At 66.8% G+C, this 16,741-nt stretch carries 13 protein-coding genes; 4 read left to right on the top strand and 9 right to left on the bottom strand.

The window, feature by feature from the left end; translation table 11 throughout:
* Positions 1–18 precede the first annotated feature (18 nt).
* Complete coding sequence (locus ACQY8M_RS16270; RefSeq protein WP_428674003.1) at positions 19–834, top strand: 50S ribosomal protein L11 methyltransferase; 816 nt, start codon at positions 19–21, stop codon at positions 832–834.
* 85 nt (positions 835–919) lie between these two features.
* On the opposite strand, the gene ACQY8M_RS16265 is transcribed toward ACQY8M_RS16270, so the two are convergent.
* Positions 920–1,327: a DUF1127 domain-containing protein gene (locus ACQY8M_RS16265; protein ID WP_428674001.1), complete on the bottom strand. Its 408-nt coding sequence runs from the start codon at positions 1,325–1,327 to the stop codon at positions 920–922.
* Between the two features lie 211 nt (positions 1,328–1,538).
* Here ACQY8M_RS16265 and ACQY8M_RS16260 point away from each other — a divergent pair, with 211 nt between their 5' ends.
* Positions 1,539–3,548, top strand: coding sequence for an aminopeptidase P family protein (locus ACQY8M_RS16260; RefSeq protein WP_428673999.1), 2,010 nt, complete (start codon positions 1,539–1,541; stop codon positions 3,546–3,548).
* A gap of 109 nt (positions 3,549–3,657) precedes the next feature.
* On the opposite strand, the gene ACQY8M_RS16255 is transcribed toward ACQY8M_RS16260, so the two are convergent.
* Both ACQY8M_RS16255 and ACQY8M_RS16250 read right to left on the bottom strand, forming a co-directional pair.
* Positions 3,658–4,692: a D-cysteine desulfhydrase gene (locus ACQY8M_RS16255; RefSeq protein ID WP_428673997.1), complete on the bottom strand. Its 1,035-nt coding sequence runs from the start codon at positions 4,690–4,692 to the stop codon at positions 3,658–3,660.
* Positions 4,693–4,732: 40 nt separating this feature from the next.
* Positions 4,733–5,689 carry a LysR substrate-binding domain-containing protein gene (locus ACQY8M_RS16250; protein WP_428673995.1) on the bottom strand — a complete coding sequence of 319 codons (957 nt, stop codon included), beginning with the start codon at positions 5,687–5,689 and terminating at the stop codon, positions 4,733–4,735.
* 125 nt (positions 5,690–5,814) lie between these two features.
* Between ACQY8M_RS16250 and ACQY8M_RS16245 the strand changes: the two genes are divergently transcribed.
* Together ACQY8M_RS16245 and ACQY8M_RS16240 are read left to right on the top strand one after the other, a co-directional pair.
* The gene (locus tag ACQY8M_RS16245; protein ID WP_428673993.1) at positions 5,815–7,092 is read left to right on the top strand and encodes an aspartate aminotransferase family protein; all 1,278 of its coding nucleotides are present in this window, start codon (positions 5,815–5,817) and stop codon (positions 7,090–7,092) included.
* 9 nt (positions 7,093–7,101) lie between these two features.
* A complete protein-coding gene (locus ACQY8M_RS16240; protein ID WP_428673991.1) occupies positions 7,102–8,259 on the top strand; it encodes a hypothetical protein in 1,158 nt (385 codons plus the stop codon).
* Between the two features lie 15 nt (positions 8,260–8,274).
* Here the strand turns inward: ACQY8M_RS16240 and ligA are convergent, their stop codons facing one another.
* The 6 genes from ligA to ftsA all read right to left on the bottom strand — a co-directional run bounded on the left by ligA (position 8,275) and on the right by ftsA (position 16,737).
* On the bottom strand, positions 8,275–10,434 hold the full coding sequence (ligA, locus tag ACQY8M_RS16235) for an NAD-dependent DNA ligase LigA (RefSeq protein WP_428673989.1): 2,160 nt from the start codon (positions 10,432–10,434) through the stop codon (positions 8,275–8,277).
* Between the two features lie 106 nt (positions 10,435–10,540).
* A complete protein-coding gene (locus tag ACQY8M_RS16230) occupies positions 10,541–10,855 on the bottom strand; it encodes a GIY-YIG nuclease family protein (RefSeq protein WP_428673987.1) in 315 nt (104 codons plus the stop codon).
* 113 nt (positions 10,856–10,968) lie between these two features.
* Positions 10,969–12,648, bottom strand: a complete 1,680-nt coding sequence (gene recN, locus ACQY8M_RS16225) for a DNA repair protein RecN (RefSeq protein ID WP_428673985.1) — start codon at positions 12,646–12,648, stop codon at positions 10,969–10,971.
* 10 nt (positions 12,649–12,658) lie between these two features.
* Positions 12,659–13,483, bottom strand: coding sequence for an outer membrane protein assembly factor BamD (locus tag ACQY8M_RS16220; protein WP_428673983.1), 825 nt, complete (start codon positions 13,481–13,483; stop codon positions 12,659–12,661).
* 124 nt (positions 13,484–13,607) lie between these two features.
* Positions 13,608–15,344 (bottom strand): cell division protein FtsZ, encoded by a 1,737-nt coding sequence (gene ftsZ, locus ACQY8M_RS16215; RefSeq protein ID WP_428673981.1) that lies wholly within the window; start codon positions 15,342–15,344, stop codon positions 13,608–13,610.
* A gap of 154 nt (positions 15,345–15,498) precedes the next feature.
* Positions 15,499–16,737, bottom strand: coding sequence for a cell division protein FtsA (gene ftsA, locus ACQY8M_RS16210; RefSeq protein ID WP_428673979.1), 1,239 nt, complete (start codon positions 16,735–16,737; stop codon positions 15,499–15,501).
* Between the last annotated feature and the right edge of the window lie 4 nt (positions 16,738–16,741).

The raw sequence follows: 16,741 nt of genomic DNA, 5'->3' as shown, positions 1-16,741 counted from the left end.
TGGACAGCCTGGCGGATCGTGCCCGCCTCCGAACGCGCCGACTTGGAGCAGGCGCTCGAATACCTTGCCGAGGACGGCTTCGTGGTCACCAGCCGTGAAGTCTCCCTCAACGGACCGTGGCGGATCGAGATTTTCGGCGAGGGCGGCCGGCCGGAGATCGACGGCAGCTGGATGTGGGAAGACCTTCCGGAAAAGGACTGGGTCGCCGAGAACCAGCGCTCGTTCCATCCCTTCCAGGTCGGACCGTTCTGGGTCCATCCGAGCCACGTCCGCGACGGCATGCCGGCGGGATTGCTGCCGATCGAGATCGATGCGGGCATGGCCTTCGGCACCGGCACCCACGCCACCACGCGAGGCTGCCTGGAAATGCTGGCGACACTCGATCCCGCCGAAGCCGTCAAGGCGGTCGATGTCGGCTGCGGCAGCGGCATCCTCGCCATTGCCATGGCCAAGTTGTGGCAACAGCCCATCCTCGGCGGCGACAACGATGAGCAGGCGGTCGATGTCGCGGTCGAGAATGCCGAATTGAACGGCGTCGCGCCGCTCTGCCGCTTCGTCACCTCGCTCGGACTGAGCGCGCCAGAGCTGGCGCAGGGCGCACCATACGACCTGATCGTCGCCAACATTCTGGCCGGGCCGCTGATCGAGCTGTCGGAAACGTTCGCCCCGGCGGTTCGTCCCGGCGGGCATGTCCTGCTGAGCGGCCTGCTGATCGAGCAGGCCGCAATGGTCCTCTCGGCCTACGAAAATCGGGGCTTCGTCTTCGAGCGACGCGTCGACCTCGAAACCGGCGGCGCCTGGTGGCGCACGCTGGTTCTGCGCAAGGCGCCATAGAAAAAGGGCCGGCGACTGGCCGGCCCTTTCTACTCTACGCTTATCCTACTCTACGCTTACGCTACGCTACTGTCGGATACGCTACTTACGCCGCGCGGCGAACGTTCTGGTTCGCCGGGGTAACATGGTCGCCGACCGCGTCAAACTGCGGCATGACGCCCTCGGTTGTCTCACGCACCGCGAAGTGGATCTCGGCCCGGCACAGGCCGAGGTCGGACAGCTCCCGGTCGCTCATGCGGAGAAGCTGGGCCTCCGCACTCCGCAGCTTGAAGTCGGCTTTGACGGCGGCCACGAGCCGCTTGGTCTGCCGGCGCACCCACATGAGTGCGTCGGTTACGATTTCGGCCACCGCGGCGGCGCGGGCAAAGCGCGCTTCTCTTTCGATCAAACGGCGGTCCTCAAACGAAAATCCCATCTTGGTGAGTGCGTTTCCCCCCGCCGGCGAAGTTTCGCTGGTCAGATTCTCGAACACCTGGATCGGCTGGGTCATCATGGAAAGCTCCTTCTCTTGTGCAACGCAATAGTCATGCTGCATCTGCACAAAGCAAATATAGAGCCTTGAGAAACCTTGATAATAGCGGCATCAGCCCGTCTGCTATGCGTTTATCGCATGACGCAAAGCAATTTGGCATTTCGCTGTTGCGAGAAGGCAACTTTCGCCCGGATTGCCTGTCGTTGGCCACGCGCGTACGGTCGCATTACCCATGACCTCTCCTCCAGACGACGTTCTCCAGCTCCTGCGCCGGCGCGGCCGGTCGCCCGACCCGGCAGCGCTCGAATCCCTTATGCGCGGTGTGGTCGCCGCGCCTGAAAGCCTGGCCGGTCCCGAGTGGGTCGAACTGTTTGATTCCCAACCTGATGCCGAATTGACCACCGCCCTGACCGCCTGGCGGGCAGAACTTTCGAAGGTCGATGACGGGCTCGAGGAATCGCCGGCGCCGGCGCACCGGCTCGCGGACCTGAGGGGTGAGTTGAAACGTCGCGGTCTCGACGGCTTCGTGGTGCCGCGCGCCGACGAGCATCAGGGCGAATATGTGCCGCGCCGCTCGCAGCGGCTCGGATGGTTGACCGGCTTCAGCGGCTCGGCCGGCCTCGCCATCGTGCTCGCCGACACCGCGGCGATCTTCGTCGACGGCCGCTACACGCTCGCCGTACGCGCGCAGGTCGACACCGAGGCATTCGTGCCCCACCAAATTCCCGAGGAATCTCCCGAGGCCTGGATCGCTGCCAACCTGCCGAAGGGCGGCAAGCTCGGCTTCGACCCCTGGCTGCAGACCGTCGACGGCCATGAGCGCTTTGCGCGCGCCGCGGCCCGGGCCGGCGGCAGTTTCGTTCCCGTCGAGCAGAATCCCATCGATTCAGTGTGGCGCGACCGCCCTGCCCCGCCGCTTGCGCCGGTGCAGCCGCATCCCGTCGAGTTCGCCGGCGAGACCAGCGAGCAACGGCGCCGGCGCATCGCCGACGTCGTCGCCGCGAGGGGCGCCGATGTGGCGCTGCTGACGGCGCCCGATTCGATCGCCTGGCTGCTCAACGTGCGCGGCGGCGACGTGCCCCGCACGCCCTTTGCGCTCGGCTTCGCGCTGCTGCACACCGACGGCCATGTCGACCTTTATATGGACCGTCGCAAGATCCCCGATCGGACCGTCGCTTGGCTCGGCAACGCCGTGACGCTTGCGCCACCCGAAGAACTGGGCGCGGCATTCGACATGCTGGGCAAGACGAACAAGCGCGCGCTGATCGAAAGCGCGACGGCACCGTACTGGGCAGCGACGCGCCTGCAGGCCGCCGCGGTGACCATCGTGCGCGACGTCGATCCGGTGGCGCTGCCCAAAGCGTGCAAGAATCCCGTCGAGCTCGAAGGCATTCGCGTCGCGCACCGCCGCGACGGCGCCGCGGTCAGCCGGTTCCTCGGCTGGCTCGCCGCAGAGTCGAAGGGCGGCACCTTGCGCGAGATCGAGGTCTCCGACCGGCTGCAGGCGCTGCGCCAGGAGACCGGCAAGCTGCGCGACCTGTCGTTCGACACCATCTCGGGCGCCGGCCCGAACGGCGCGATCGTGCATTACCGTGCGTCGGAGGCGACCGAGCGTACGCTCGAGCCCGGCTCGCTCTATCTCGTCGATTCGGGCGGCCAGTATCGCGACGGCACGACCGACATCACCCGCACGATCGCGATCGGCACGCCAACCCCGGAGATGAAGGACCGCTTCACCCGCGTGCTGAAGGGCCATATCGCGCTCGCCACCGCGCGCTTCCCCGCCGGCACGACGGGCTCGCAGCTCGACGCGCTCGCGCGCTACGCGCTGTGGCAGGTGGGCTTGGATTACGACCACGGCACTGGGCACGGCGTCGGCGCCTATCTCTCGGTGCACGAAGGACCGCACCGCATCTCGAAAGTCGCCAACAACGTGGCGCTGCAGCCCGGCATGATCGTCAGCAACGAGCCTGGCTACTACAAGACCGGCTCCTACGGCATCCGCCTCGAGAACCTCGTCGCAGTGCGCGAGGCGAACATCGAAGGCGCCGACCGCCGCTACTTCGAGTTCGAGACGCTCACCCTGGCGCCGCTGGACCTGAACGCCGTCGATGTGAGCCTGCTGACCGAGGCGGAAAAGAAGTGGCTCAACGCCTACCACACCCGCGTGCGCGAGGTCGTTGCGCCGCAAGTCGACGAGGCGACCCGCGCGTGGCTGACCGAGGCAACGCGCCCTCTCTGACCGCTCGCACAGTGCCATCCCGAGCGCAGCGAAGGATCTATGTCGGTCCGCATAGATCCCTCGCTGCGCTCGGGATGACACGAAGGCGGCTAATTCGCGCGGGCGCCAACTAATCGTTCACCACGGTCCGGCCGAGCACGACGTCCTGATAGACATCGAGCGACGGCAGGCCGCCGGTATGCATGAACAGCACCTTGGCGTTGGGCTTGAAATATCCCTGGCGCGCGAGGCCGATGAGGCCGGCCATGATCTTCCCGGTATAGACCGGATCGAGCAGCACGCCTTCGGTGCGCGCCAGCATCTGGACCGCTTCCACCATCTTCGCGTTTGGCACGGAGTATTTCGGCTGCCAGAAGCCGCCGAAGCTCTTCACTGCCTCGCGCGGCACCTTGCCGATGCCGAGCAGGTCGGCCACGGCCTGGGCCTCCTTGTGGACCAGCGGCTCCTGGTCGGCCGGATCGCGACTCACGCCGATGCCGACCAGCGGGATCTTGATGTTGTTGCCGAAGAAGCCCGCCGCCATGCCGCCATGGGTTCCGGAGCTGCCCGAGCCGACCACGACGGCATCGAGCGCCAGGCCCATGTCGAGCCACTGCTGCTGCATCTCCTGCACGCAGGCGACGTAGCCCAGCCCGCCGATCGCGTTCGAGCCGCCGCCCGGGATGATGTAACCCTTGCGGCCGAGCGAGGCGACTTCCTGCGCGACCTTCGACATCGCAGCGCCCATGTCCGACCCGCCGGGCACCACGGTGATGGCCTCGACACCCATCAGCTCAAACATGAAGTTGTTGCCGCCAGCTTCCTTCCTGTAGCTGTTCGGCACCCTCTCCTCGATCACGAAGCGGCACTTCAGCCCCTCCTTGACTGCAGCTGACAACGTGATGCGGCAATGATTGGACTGCGGCGCGCCGCAAGTGATCAGCGTGTCGGCGCCCTGTGCCAGCGCGTCGGCCGCGAGGAACTCGAGCTTGCGGGTCTTGTTGCCGCCGGGAAAGAGGCCGAGCAGATCGTCGCGCTTGATCCAGATCTCCGGACCGACGCCGCCCGGGCAGCTCGCCGCCAGCGCCTTGGTGAAGTGCGGCAGCAACTCGATCGGCGTGGGCGCATGTGTGTAGCGACGACGCGGAAAACGGGCCAAATCCATTTGCGATAGAACTCCAACCGGGAAGATTCAAAGGCACCCGTCAATCTCTAGCACCCTGCCGCTTGCCGATAAATCGGCGGGCTTTTGCAGGACGAAGCGGCCTCGACAGGTTCGCCCGGGCGATGAGCCAAGCATAGGCATCGGCGACCGGGCGCCGCGCGGCCTTGGAGATCGGCAGCAGCCAGTAGGCGGTGGAAGGCGGCGTCGACTCGCGCACCGGCGTGACCAGCCGGCCGGCCTCGACATGCTCGTGCGTCAGCAGGCTGCTTTCGAGGATGACGCCGACGCCTTTGACCGCAGCCTCGATCGCGACGTAGCTCGGATCGAGCTGCAAGGGACTGTTGTGGGCGGCGTCGAAGGACAGGCTGTGCCGGCTGAACCAGCTCTCCCAGGAGACCGCGTTCTCGCGGCTCTGGATCAGCGGCCGCGACAGGAGCTGCCGCGGGGTGAGCGCCTTGGCGCGGCGCAACTGAGACGGTGCGCAATAAGGCTCGATCGTCTCCTCGAGCAATGGCTGCGCGCGACCCTGCCAACGGGTGGCATCGCCGTAGCCGATGGTGATGTCGAAGTCCTCGGCATTGCCATCGGCACTGCGAACCGCGAAGACGCGAAGATCTATTCCGGGATGAGAGGCGATGAAGTCCGGCAGGCGCGGCATCAGCCAGTGCGTGGCGAGCGATGGCGGCGTCATCAGGCGCACGACGCGCGTGGAGGTCCTGCTCCAGCCGGGTGCGGCAACCGATGCCGTGGCTTGACGCAGGCGTTCGAACAAGCCGTGCAGCACGTCGGCATACCGGGCGGCGTCGGCCGAAAGCTGCACGCCCCGGTTCGCGCGCTTGAACAGATCGACGCCCAGCGTCTCCTCAAGGGCCCGGATCTGGTGGCTGACCGCCGACGGCGACAGGTTCAGCTCGCGTGCGGCGGCCTTCAGGCTGCCATGCCGCGCCACCGCCTCGAAGACGGCGATACCTCGCAGGGGCAGGCGTTGCGGCTTCATGCGACCTCTACGATAGGTGCAGAATTTTCACTTGTCCGACGAATTCTTTGCGGTCGACCCACTCTTCTCGTCGCGGGAAGCTGCGGTGACGGATTTCGAGGAGATACGGTGTGGGACAGTCAGGAATGGATAGCGCGTTCGCCGCGCGCGTGAACAGGAACCTCCTCCACTTTGGCTGCGAATTCGCGGATTTCGTGCCGGCGCGCGCGAGCGGCTGCTGGCTCTACGATGCGTTCGGCAACAGGATGCTCGACTTCACGTCGGGCCAGATGAGCTCGATCCTGGGCCATTCCCACCCCGAGATCCACGCCACAGTCCGCGATGCTTCGGGCAAGCTGGATCATCTCTTCTCGGCGATGGTCTCGGAGCCGGTCGTGGCGCTGGCCGAACGGCTCTCGGCCCAGCAGCCGGAACTCTCCAAGACGATGTTCCTCTCGACCGGCGGCGAGGCCAACGAGGCCGCGATCAAGCTCGCCAAGACGGTCACCGGCAAATGGGAGATCGTGACCTTCACCAAGTCCTATCACGGGGTCACGGCCGGCTCGGCAGCAGCCACCTTCAAGGTCGGCCGCACAGGGGTCGGCCCGCTGGCGCCCGGCTACTACGCAATCCCCGCCCCCAACGCCTACAAGCCACGCTTTCCGGGCGTCGACTGGCGGCGCGAGCTCGACGACGCCTTCGAGCAGGTCGACGCGCAATGCACGGGCAACCTGGCCGCCTTCATCGGCGAGCCGATCCTGAGCAGCGGCGGCGTGATCGATCTGCCGCCGGGCTATCTTGCCGCGCTCAAGGAGCATTGCGAGCGGCGCGGCATGCTGCTGATCCTCGACGAGGCGCAGACGGGCCTCGGCCGTACCGGCACCATGTTCGCCTTCCAGCGCGACGGCGTCGTGCCGGACATCCTCACGCTCTCCAAGACGCTGGGCGCCGGCATGGCGCTTTCGGCGGTGATGACGACCGACCGCGTGGCGGCGCTGGCCGACGAGCGCAAGTACTTCTTCTACACGACCCACGTGAACGACCCGTTGCCTGCAGCGGTCGGCCTGAAGGTCCTGGAGATCGTGCTGCGCGACAAGCTGATCGACCGCGCGCGCGAAGCGGGCGAGCGCCTGGGCGCAGGCCTGCTGAGGTTGAAGCAGCGGCATGCCTGCATCGGCGATGTCCGCGGCCGGGGCCTGCTGCGCGGGCTGGAATTCACCAGCGCCGGCGCGCGCGACGCGACCGCGATTTCCAATGCCGTCACGGAGGAGGCCATGACTGTCGGCCTGGCAGCGAACATCGTGCGTTCCGGGACGTCGGGCGGCACGATGCGCATCGCTCCGCCGCTGATCGTCAAGGACGAGGAGCTCGACGAGGGCTTGGCGCTTCTCGACAAGGCGATCGTCAACGTCGTCGGCTCATAGCGGCCGGCAATGGACGAGCCTCGCCAGCCGATGCTCGACCGGATGCTCCGCGCGCTGTGCAATGGCGCGGATGCCGTCTGCGCGGAGATGATGCCCGGCCGCGTGCCGCGCCTCAATGCCATGACCGGCGGCTATACCTGGGAAGACACCTATGTCTGGAACAGCTGGGCGGATTTCCAGTGGGTGGGTTTCCTGGCCGGCCGGCTGTGGCTGCTGCATCTGCTGACCCGCGAAGCGCGCTACCGCGACGCAGCCTTGCAGCTCTGCACGAGCATCGGCCCGGTGCTCGCACGACATCCGACGGTCTTCTCCTCGACCGGCATCGACATGTACTACGCGCTGGTCCTCGGCCATCGCATCACCGGCCTCGCAGAGCTGAAGGCCTGGGCTCTGGCCGGCGGCGACAACTTCGCGAACATCTTCGATCCGACAGCCAACGCCTTCCTGCAGATCGTGGGCGCCGACCGCATCGTGATCGACACCGGGCTCAACCTGCCGTCGATGCTGTGGGCATCCCAGGAGGATCCCGCACGCGGCACGCTCGCCTATCGCCATCTCGACACGGTGCTGGCGATCGGGCTGATCCGCACCGACGGCTCGAGCTGCCATGCCGCCGCCCTCGATCCCGGGACGCGCGCCGTCACCCGCCTGTTCAGCCTGCAGGGCTTCGGCAACGACACCGTCTGGGCACGCGGGCAGGCATGGGCAATGCTCGGCTACGCACACGGCTACGAAGCCAGCGGCGAGCAGGCCTATCTCGATGCGGCCCGCCGCGCCGCCGACTGGTATGTCGAGCACGTGCCGCCGGGATGGGTGCCGCGCTATGACTTTCACGATCCGGATCGCGACAGCCTGCCCTACTGCTCGTGCACGGCGGCCATCGCCACTGCCCAGCTCATGCGGCTGGCACACTGGCTTCCCGACCGCGCCGAACGCTATCGCCACGTCGCCCAGGAGACGCTGGCTGCATTGGCGGCGAATTTCCTGACGCCCGGCGGCGTGCTGCTGCACGGGAGCTGGGGCCGCATGCGCCACGTCGAGACCGGCAAGCCGCGACTGGGCCGCTTCCCTCAGGAAGACGTCATGCCGTACGGCAACTACTGGATCGCCGAATGCCTGTTCCGCACGCTTTCCGACGACTGGTCGGTGCTCGCGCTACGGCAATGATCCGACAGCGCGCTTTCAGCCTGACAGCCTGACCCACTCTTCTTCCGTCAGCGTCTGCACGCCAAGCTCGGCGGCCTTGCGGGCCTTGGAGCCGGCATTCTCGCCGACCACGACGAGGCTCGTCTTCTTCGACACCGAGTCGGTGACCTTGGCGCCGAGCTCCTCGGCGCGCGCCTGGGCGGCGTCGCGGGTCATGGTCGAGAGCTCGCCGGTGAAGACCACGATCTTACCCTTGAGCGGCGCATCGTCGGCGACCACGCGGCGCGTCACGGCCTCGACGGTGAGCTGCTTGCGCAGATCCTCGATGATCTCGACGTTGTGCCCTTCGCTGAAGAAGGCGCACATCGCATCGGCGGTCGTGACGCCGATCTGCTCGACATTGCACAGCCGGCCGTAGCTCGGGCCGATCTCGGCCGTGGCCTTCTCCTTCTTCACGCTGTCGGGCTTCGCCTTGCGCTCCTTCGCCGCTGCCAGCATCTCGGCAAGCCATGTATCCACATCGCCGTATTCCTGCGCCAGGATCTTGGCCGTCGCCTCGCCGATCAGCGGGATGCCGAGCGCATTGATGAAGCGGTCGAGCGCGATCGTCCTGCGCGCCTCGATCGCGGCCACGAGGTTGCGCACCGAGAGATCGCCCCAGCCCTCGCGCTTCCTGATCTCGTCGACCCGCTCGGGCAAGCGGAAGATGTCGCCCGGGATTTTGAGCAGGCCGTCGTTGAAGAAGTTCTCGATGTGCGTGCCACCCAGGCCGTCGATATCGAAGCAGTTGCGCGACACAAAGTAGCGCAGCCGCTCGACCTGCTGGAACGGGCATTCGAGCCCGCCGCTGCAGCGACGCACCACGCCCCCCTCTTCCGCCTTCACCGGCGTCGCGAGCGGACAGGGGCAATGGGTCGGGAAGTGGAACTTCTCGGTCTTCTTCGGCCGCTCCTCGGGCACGAAGCCCAGGATCTGCGGGATCACGTCGCCGGCGCGCTGCACGACCACCATGTCGCCCGCACGGACGTCGAGCCGCTCGATCTCGTCGGCGTTGTGCAAGCTCGCGCGCGCCACCATGACGCCGCCGACATTGACCGGCTCGAGGTCGGCGACCGGCGTCAGCGCGCCGGTGCGGCCGACCTGGATCAGGATGCCGTTCAGCCGCGTGCGCGCTTGCTCGGCCGGAAACTTGTGCGCGATCGCCCAGCGCGGCGCCCGGCTCACGAAGCCCAGCCGCTCCTGCCAGTCGATGCGGTCAACCTTGTAGACGACACCGTCGATATCGTAGGGCAGCGACGGCCGCTCGACGGCCATCTGGCGGTAGAAGGCGCGCACTTCCTCGGGCGTGCGGCAGAGCTGCGACAGCGGATTGACCCTGAAGCCCCAGCCGCGCAGCAGCTTGAGATACTCGGTGTGGGTCTTCCAGCTGCGCGGCTCGGCCTCACCCCAGGCGTAGGCGAAGAAGCGCAGAGGCCGGCTGGCGGTGATCGTGGTGTCGAGCTGGCGCAGCGAGCCGGCCGCGGCGTTGCGCGGATTGGCGAAGCTCTTGTCGCCCGCCTCCTCCTGGCGCTTGTTCATCGCCTGGAAGGCGTGACGCTCCATATAGACCTCGCCGCGAACGTCGAGGGCCTTCGGCGCCTTGCCCTTCAGCGTGTGCGGGATGTCCTTGATGGTCTTGAGGTTGGCCGTCACGTCCTCGCCGGTCGTGCCGTCGCCCCGTGTCGCGCCGACAGTGAATTCGCCGTCCTCGTAGCGCAGGCTGATCGACAGCCCGTCGATCTTGGGCTCGCAGGCGAGCGCGATCTCGTCCTCCGGCTTGAGGTCGGTCTCGCGCTCCAGCGCACGGCGCAGCCGGTCGAGGAAACCCTGCAGCTCTTCGTCGGTGAAGGCATTGTCGAGCGACAGCATCGGCCGCGCGTGGCGGACCTTGGCGAAGGCCGTGGTCGGCATTGGCGCGACCATCTGGGTCGGGCTGAGCAGATCGACGAGCTGCGGGAACCTCTCCTCGATCGCCTTCAGCCGCTGGCGCAGCCTGTCATATTCCGCATCGGAGATCTCGGGCGCATCCTTGTCGTGATAGAGCGTGTCGTGGTGGCGGATCTCCGCGCTCAGGCGCTTGTGCTCGGAACGCCCCTGGCGCTCGGTGAGATCGGCCACAGCGAGCGCGGCCACGACCTTGGCGGCTTTGGACATCATGGCAGTTTAGAGCAACGGCCTGCGGTGTCATACCGTGCGAAAGGACGTAAGCATAGATCTCTCGATTCTCTCGGGATGACACTCGGCGTTTTGCAGACGCACCGTGTCATCCCGAGCGAAGCGAGGGATCTCTAGCGGTGGTAGTTTCGAACAGGTCAGCCAAAGTTGGATTCGTCGCTTCGACCAACGCATCCTTCTTTGAGCGTCGCCATCCCTTGATTTCCTTCTCGCGGGCGATGGCGTCCTCGACGTATCGATACTCCTCGGCATGGACGAGCGTGTGAACACGGTAGCGCTGCGTAAAGGCACTTCCTGTGCCACTGCGGTGCTCCGCCACCCGGTTTTCAAGATTGTTGGTGACGCCGACATACAAGACCTTCCGGTTCACACTTGTCAGTATGTAGACATAGAACGCACGCATCCGCCGCCGTTCCTAGGTCCCTCGCTACGCTCGGGATGACACGGTGTGTGGGCAACAGTATGGGTGTCATCCCGAGCGTAGCGAGGGATCTATGCTCGGATCCCACGTCGCGCTCACTCTGCCGTCGCCAGCAGCCGGTCGGCGGCGGCGCGTGCCTCGGCAGTCACTTCCGCGCCCGACAGCATGCGGGCGATTTCCTCGCGGCGGCCGTTGGCGTCGAGCGACAGGACGTCGGTGCTCGCCGCGTTACGCGTCGTCGTCTTGCGGATCAGCCAGTGGCGGTCGGCGATGGCCGCGACCTGTGGCGAATGGGTGACAACCAGCACCTGGACCTCCTTGGCCAGCCGCTTCAGACGCTCGCCCACCGCTGCGGCCGTGGCACCGCCGATGCCGGAATCGACTTCGTCGAACACGATGGTCGCGGCATCGCCCACCTTGGCGAGGCAAACTTTCAGCGCCAGCAGAAAGCGCGACAGCTCACCGCCCGAGGCGATCTTCGCGATCGGCGCGGGCGGCGCGCCGGGATTGGTGGCCACGGTGAACTGCACGCGGTCGGTGCCGGCCTCTGACCACTCCAACTCGGGCAGGGGCGCCAGCTCGGTCACGAACCTGGCCTTCTCGAGCTTGAGCGGCCCGAGCTCGGCCGACACCGCCCTGTCGAGCCGGGCGGCGCCCTTGCGCCGCGCCGCCGCCTGCGCCCCGGCTGCGGCGACATACGCCGCCCGCGCCGTCTTCGCCGCGGCTGACAACTTTCTCAGGCCCGCTTCGCCGTCATCCAGCGCCGCGAGCTGGGCCGCCATCTTCTCGGCCAGGGGCGCAAGGTCCGGCACCGTGACACCGTGCTTTCGTGCCAAGCCACGCAGGGCAAACAGCCGTTCCTCGATCTTCTCCAGCCGGCTCGGATCGAATTCCAGCGCATCGCGTGCCGCCTCGAGCTGGGCCTGGGCTTCGGTCGCCTCGCTGAGCGCCCGATCGAGCGCCGCAAACGATGCATCGAGACGGCCGGACGCCTTGTCGACGCTACGTTCGACCAGGCGATGCGCGGCGCGCAAGGCGGCGACGGCTCCGCTCCCCTCCTCCAGCACGCCGAGCGCCTGGGTCACCGCTTCGCCGAGCGCGCTGCCGGCGCGCAGCATCTGCCGTTCCGCTGACAGTTTCTCCTCGTCGTCGGGTTGCGGCGCCAGCGCCTCAAGCTCCTTCACCGCGTGTCGCAGGAAATCTTCGTCGCGCCGCGCGGCCGCCGCGACCGCTTCAGCGTCAGCGCGCAACCGCTCGGCCTCGCGCCAGGCCTGCCATTCGGCGCGCACCGACGAGGCCTGCTTCTCCAATCCGGCGAAGGCATCGAGCGAGGCGCGGTGCGTGGCCACGTTGAGCAGGCCATGCTGCTCCATCTGTCCCTGAATTTCGACCAGCGTATCGCCCAGTCGCCGCAGGAGCGCGACCGAAGCCGGCTGGTCGTTGACGAAGGCGCGACCACGGCCGTCGGCGCCGATCATGCGGCGCAAGGTCAGGACGTCGTCATCGTCGAGGCCCTGCTCGGCGAGGATCGCGTGGGCAGCATGGTCCTTCGCCAGATCGAAGCTGGCTGCTACCGAAGCCTGGTTTGAACCCCGCCTCACCGCGGTGGTGTCGGCCCGCGCGCCGAGCGCCAGGCCGAGCGCGTCGATCAGGATGGATTTGCCCGCACCGGTCTCGCCGGTGAGGGCGCCCAGGCCGCCATCAGGCCCGCGCGCAAAAGTGAGGTCGAGCTTCTCGATCAGCACGAAGTCGCGGATCGAAAGCGAGAGAAGCATGCCGGCCCGGTCAAAAGATTCCGAAGAACCAACCGCCGCTGCCCTTGTCTTCCGGCGCCGGGGCCCCTTCGCCGGTGACCAGGAAGTAGCTGTCCTGGTACCAGTCGCTGCCCGGGAAGTTGTAACCGAGCACGGCCGCCGTCTCCTTGGCCTCGCTCTGCACGCCGAGCGCCAGGTAGGTCTCGACCAGGCGGTGCAGCGCCTCGGGTACATGCGTGGTGGTCTGGTAGCGCTCGATCACGAGGCGGTATCGGTTGATCGCGCCAACATACTGATGCTGCTTCTGATAGTAGCGGCCGATGTCCATCTCCTTGCCGGCAAGATGGTCGATGCACAGCTCGACCTTCAGGCGGGCGTCGCGAGCGTAGGGCGAATCGGGAAAGCGCTTGGCGACCTCCGACAGCGCATCGAGCGCCTGCTGGGTCACGCGCTGGTCGCGGCCGACGTCGGAGATCTGCTCGTAGTAGCACAGCCCCTTCAGATAGTAGGCGTAAGGGATGTCGCGATGGCCGGGATGGAGCTGGATGAACCGGTCGAGCGCGATGATCGCATCGTCGTACTTGTTGGACTGATAATAGGTGAAGGCGGCCATGATCTGCGCCTTGGTCGCCCACACCGAATAGGGGTGCTGGCGATCGACCTCTTCGAATTCCTTGGCCGCCTGCTTGTACTCCTGACGGCCGAGATCATCGAGCGCGCGGTTATAGAGCACTTCCACCGGCTGCTCGGTGAAGGTGTCATCCTTCGAGCCGCCGAACCAGCCGCAGCCGGCCAGCGACGCGGTCGCGACGAGCAGCATCAAGACGCGGCGCGCGTGGCGAACAACGATAACCAACTCTTCCGCCATATCCCATCCGTGAATCGATTGAGCCGCGCGAGGTTTATATCACGCCGAACTCAAAAGAAGAGGGGCCGTCGGCCCCTCGAAAGATGATGCGTGGAGAACGCGGGCACCTGCGTCAGTTGGCTTGCCGCCGCAGGAAAGCCGGAATTTGCAGGTCGTCATCCTCGCGCGCGGGCTTGGCGCGCTCGGTAACGTCGAAATTGGCCTGGACCGGCACCGGACGGGCCGGCGGCGCCTTGGGCGCGACAGCGACGACATTTTCGACCACTGCCGGACGCGTAACGGTGGGTTCAACCGCCGGAGCCGCCGTCACCGCCGGAGTCATCCCCTTGGGCGTGGACGAGAAAGCGCCCGTGATGCGCTGGAAAAGGTTGGGTGCGCGGCTCTCGCCGCCGACCGGCCGCGCGACCACCGGCCGCGCGCTCGGCTCCGTCGCCCGCACCGGCGGCCGCGGGGCAGAAGGACGGCTGACCCGCCAATCGGTCTCATCGACCAGCGGCTTCTGCGGCGCGGGAGCAGGAGCGGGAGCCGGCGCTGCGGCGATCGGCGCCGGAGCGGGCGCAGGTGCCGGAGCAGCGGGAGCCGGTGCATACGCAGTCTGCGATTCGAACTGCGCGGCAATCGGCGCTTCCATGACCGGCGGCGCTTCCATCGTGACCGGTTCCGGCAGCGGAGCGGGAGGCGGCGCGGGAGGAGCCGCGACCGGAGCTGCATACACCGGTGCTGGTGGCGGCGGAGCGGGCATCGGAGGCGCGATGGCGGCAGCCGGCATCGCGACGCGGCCGATCGGTGGTGCAACAGGGCGGCTGAGCGCCGGTTGGCCGGTCTGGATCGGCCGGTTGACATCGAGGTTGAGATAGTTCGGCGCCGGCTGCTGCGCGGCCATGGCGGAAATGCCGGTGGAAACCACCGACACGCGCATGCGGCCTTGCATGGAGGCGTCGAAGGTCGAGCCGAAGATGATGTTGGCGTCGGCGTCGACTTCCTCGCGGATGCGGTTGGCCGCTTCGTCGACCTCGTGCAGCGTCATGTCGAGGCCGCCGGTGATGTTGATGAGCACGCCCTTCGCGCCCTTCATCGAATGGTCTTCCAGCAGGGGATTGGAGATCGCGCTCTCGGCCGCGACGCGGGCGCGGTCAGGACCCTCGGCCTCGCCGGTGCCCATCATTGCCTTGCCCATCTCGCCCATCACGGTGCGGATGTCAGCGAAGTCGAGGTTGATCAGGCCGGGCATGACCATGAGATCGGTGACGCCGCGCACGCCCATGTGCAGCACGTCGTCGGCCATCTTGAAGGCGTCGGCGAAGGTCGTTTTCTCGTTGGCGATCTTGAACAGGTTCTGGTTCGGGATGACGATCAGCGTGTCGACCACCTTCTCGAGCTCGGTGATGCCCTGCTCGGCCGACTGCATGCGGCGGCGGCCCTCGAAGTGGAACGGCTTGGTGACGACGCCGATGGTCAGGATGCCCTGCGCGCGCGCCGCCTCGGCGATCACGGGAGCCGCCCCGGTGCCGGTGCCGCCGCCCATGCCGGCAGTGACGAACACCATGTTGGCGCCGTCGAGCAGCTGCAGGATCTCGGGCAGCGCTTCTTCAGCAGCCTGGCGTCCGACCTCGGGGCGCGCTCCGGCGCCCAGTCCTTGGGTGATGGTAATGCCGAGCTGGACGCGCCGGTCGGCGAGCGACTGGCCGAGCGCCTGCGCGTCGGTGTTGGCAACGATGAATTCGACGCCTTCCAGCGCGGCGCTGATCATGTTGTTGACGGCATTTCCGCCCGCTCCACCGACACCAATGACGGTGATACGCGGCTTAATCTCGGACTCCTGCTGGGGGAGACTGAGGTTGATTGTCATTCGGCGCTCTCCACGCAAACGAGGGGGGTATCTGCGGAGCGGCAGCGTGGGCTCATCTGGAGCAAGCCCTTGCACTACCACCGGCTCTTTTTGTCGTTGACTCTACAATCTGTGGGGACTGCCACGCTTCCCACAATATCTGGCCTAATATTGCCTAAAAGTTTTCCCTTATCCAACTGCCAATGCGGCCAATTCGACTCGATGGTGCTTCTACGGCGGCCGGTTGAGCTTGCGCCGCGGCAGCATGATGCTGTTGCGCAAAAGCGAGCAAGCCGGCAGCAGCGGAAAATGCCGGTCCGCCTGTGGAATCCGCGAGTCCGGCAAGACGCAGCGGTGCACCGGTGCGGACCTTCTTGTTGAGCATTGCGGCCGCAACTTCAGGCACGCCGTCGAGCTGACAGCCGCCGCCGACGAGCACGGCACGTCCGCCCGCCAACTTATCCACACCGGAAGCCTCGAGTCGGCTGCGCACGAGCTCGAATGTCTCCTCGATACGCGGACGAATGATGCCGACCAGTATCGAACGCGGGATGTGATTAGGCCGCGTGCGATCCTCTTCGCCGATCAGCGGCACGTCGATGATGTCGTACTCGTCGTTGGGCTTGGCGACGGCGCGGCCGATCTGCGTCTTCATGCGCTCTGCATGGACGACCGGTGTGGAAAGACCGCGTGCGATGTCGCGCGTGACGTGCTCGCCGCCGACCGGGATCGAATCGACGTGCACGAGATTGCCCTCGTAGAACACGGCGATCGAGGTCGTGCCGCCGCCCATGTCGATCAGGGTGACGCCGAGGTCGCGCTCGTCGGCGACCAGCGAGGAGAGACCCGCCGCATGGCTGGCGACGACACGCTCGGAGATCTCGAGATGGGCGCGGCGCACGCAGACCTGCAGGTTGCGCATCGAGCCGCTTGCCGCCGTGACCAGATGCACGTCGACGCCCAGCCGCTCGCCGAACATGCCGCGCGCGTCGCGCACCGGCGTGCTGTCGACCGTGTAGCCGATCGCGGCGGAATGGATGATGTCGCGGTCGGCCGTCTCGGCCGGCAGCGAGATCTGCTGCTGCACGCGCCGCACGTCGCGCTCGCCGATCTCGTGATGGCCGATCGCGACCTCGAGGCCCTGGTTGTGCGAGGCCGGCGAGCCGCCGCTCACGCCAACGATCACCTCGCGGACATGCTCGCCGCACATCTCCTCGGCCGTCGACACCGCCGAGGAGATGGCGCGGGTCGCGGCCTCCATGTCGATGATGTTCCCCGACCGCATGCCGAGCGCCGCCTGATGCCCGATACCGACGACGCGCAGCCCCTGCCCGTCGACGCGGGCGACGAAGCACACGACCTTGCTGGTACCGATATCCAGAGCGGCAATTACCCCATTTCTTGTCTTCGCCACGATG

This window comes from Reyranella sp., from assembly GCF_965279465.1.
Lineage (GTDB): Bacteria > Pseudomonadota > Alphaproteobacteria > Reyranellales > Reyranellaceae > Reyranella.
Note: the sequence above shows the minus strand (reverse complement) of the source record. Positions and strands in the feature narration are given on the sequence as shown.

Bases quoted from the DNA above. Each gene is read 5' to 3' on its own strand.
- ACQY8M_RS16265 (WP_428674001.1), bottom strand. From the start codon at position 1,327: ATGATGACCCAGCCGATCCAGGTGTTCGAGAATCTGACCAGCGAAACT.
- ACQY8M_RS16260 (WP_428673999.1), top strand. From the start codon at position 1,539: ATGACCTCTCCTCCAGACGACGTTCTCCAGCTCCTGCGCCGGCGCGGC.
- ACQY8M_RS16255 (WP_428673997.1), bottom strand. From the start codon at position 4,692: ATGGATTTGGCCCGTTTTCCGCGTCGTCGCTACACACATGCGCCCACG.
- ACQY8M_RS16250 (WP_428673995.1), bottom strand. From the start codon at position 5,689: ATGAAGCCGCAACGCCTGCCCCTGCGAGGTATCGCCGTCTTCGAGGCG.
- ACQY8M_RS16245 (WP_428673993.1), top strand. From the start codon at position 5,815: ATGGATAGCGCGTTCGCCGCGCGCGTGAACAGGAACCTCCTCCACTTT.
- ACQY8M_RS16240 (WP_428673991.1), top strand. From the start codon at position 7,102: ATGGACGAGCCTCGCCAGCCGATGCTCGACCGGATGCTCCGCGCGCTG.
- ligA (WP_428673989.1), bottom strand. From the start codon at position 10,434: ATGATGTCCAAAGCCGCCAAGGTCGTGGCCGCGCTCGCTGTGGCCGAT.
- ACQY8M_RS16230 (WP_428673987.1), bottom strand. From the start codon at position 10,855: ATGCGTGCGTTCTATGTCTACATACTGACAAGTGTGAACCGGAAGGTC.
- recN (WP_428673985.1), bottom strand. From the start codon at position 12,648: ATGCTTCTCTCGCTTTCGATCCGCGACTTCGTGCTGATCGAGAAGCTC.
- ftsZ (WP_428673981.1), bottom strand. From the start codon at position 15,344: ATGACAATCAACCTCAGTCTCCCCCAGCAGGAGTCCGAGATTAAGCCG.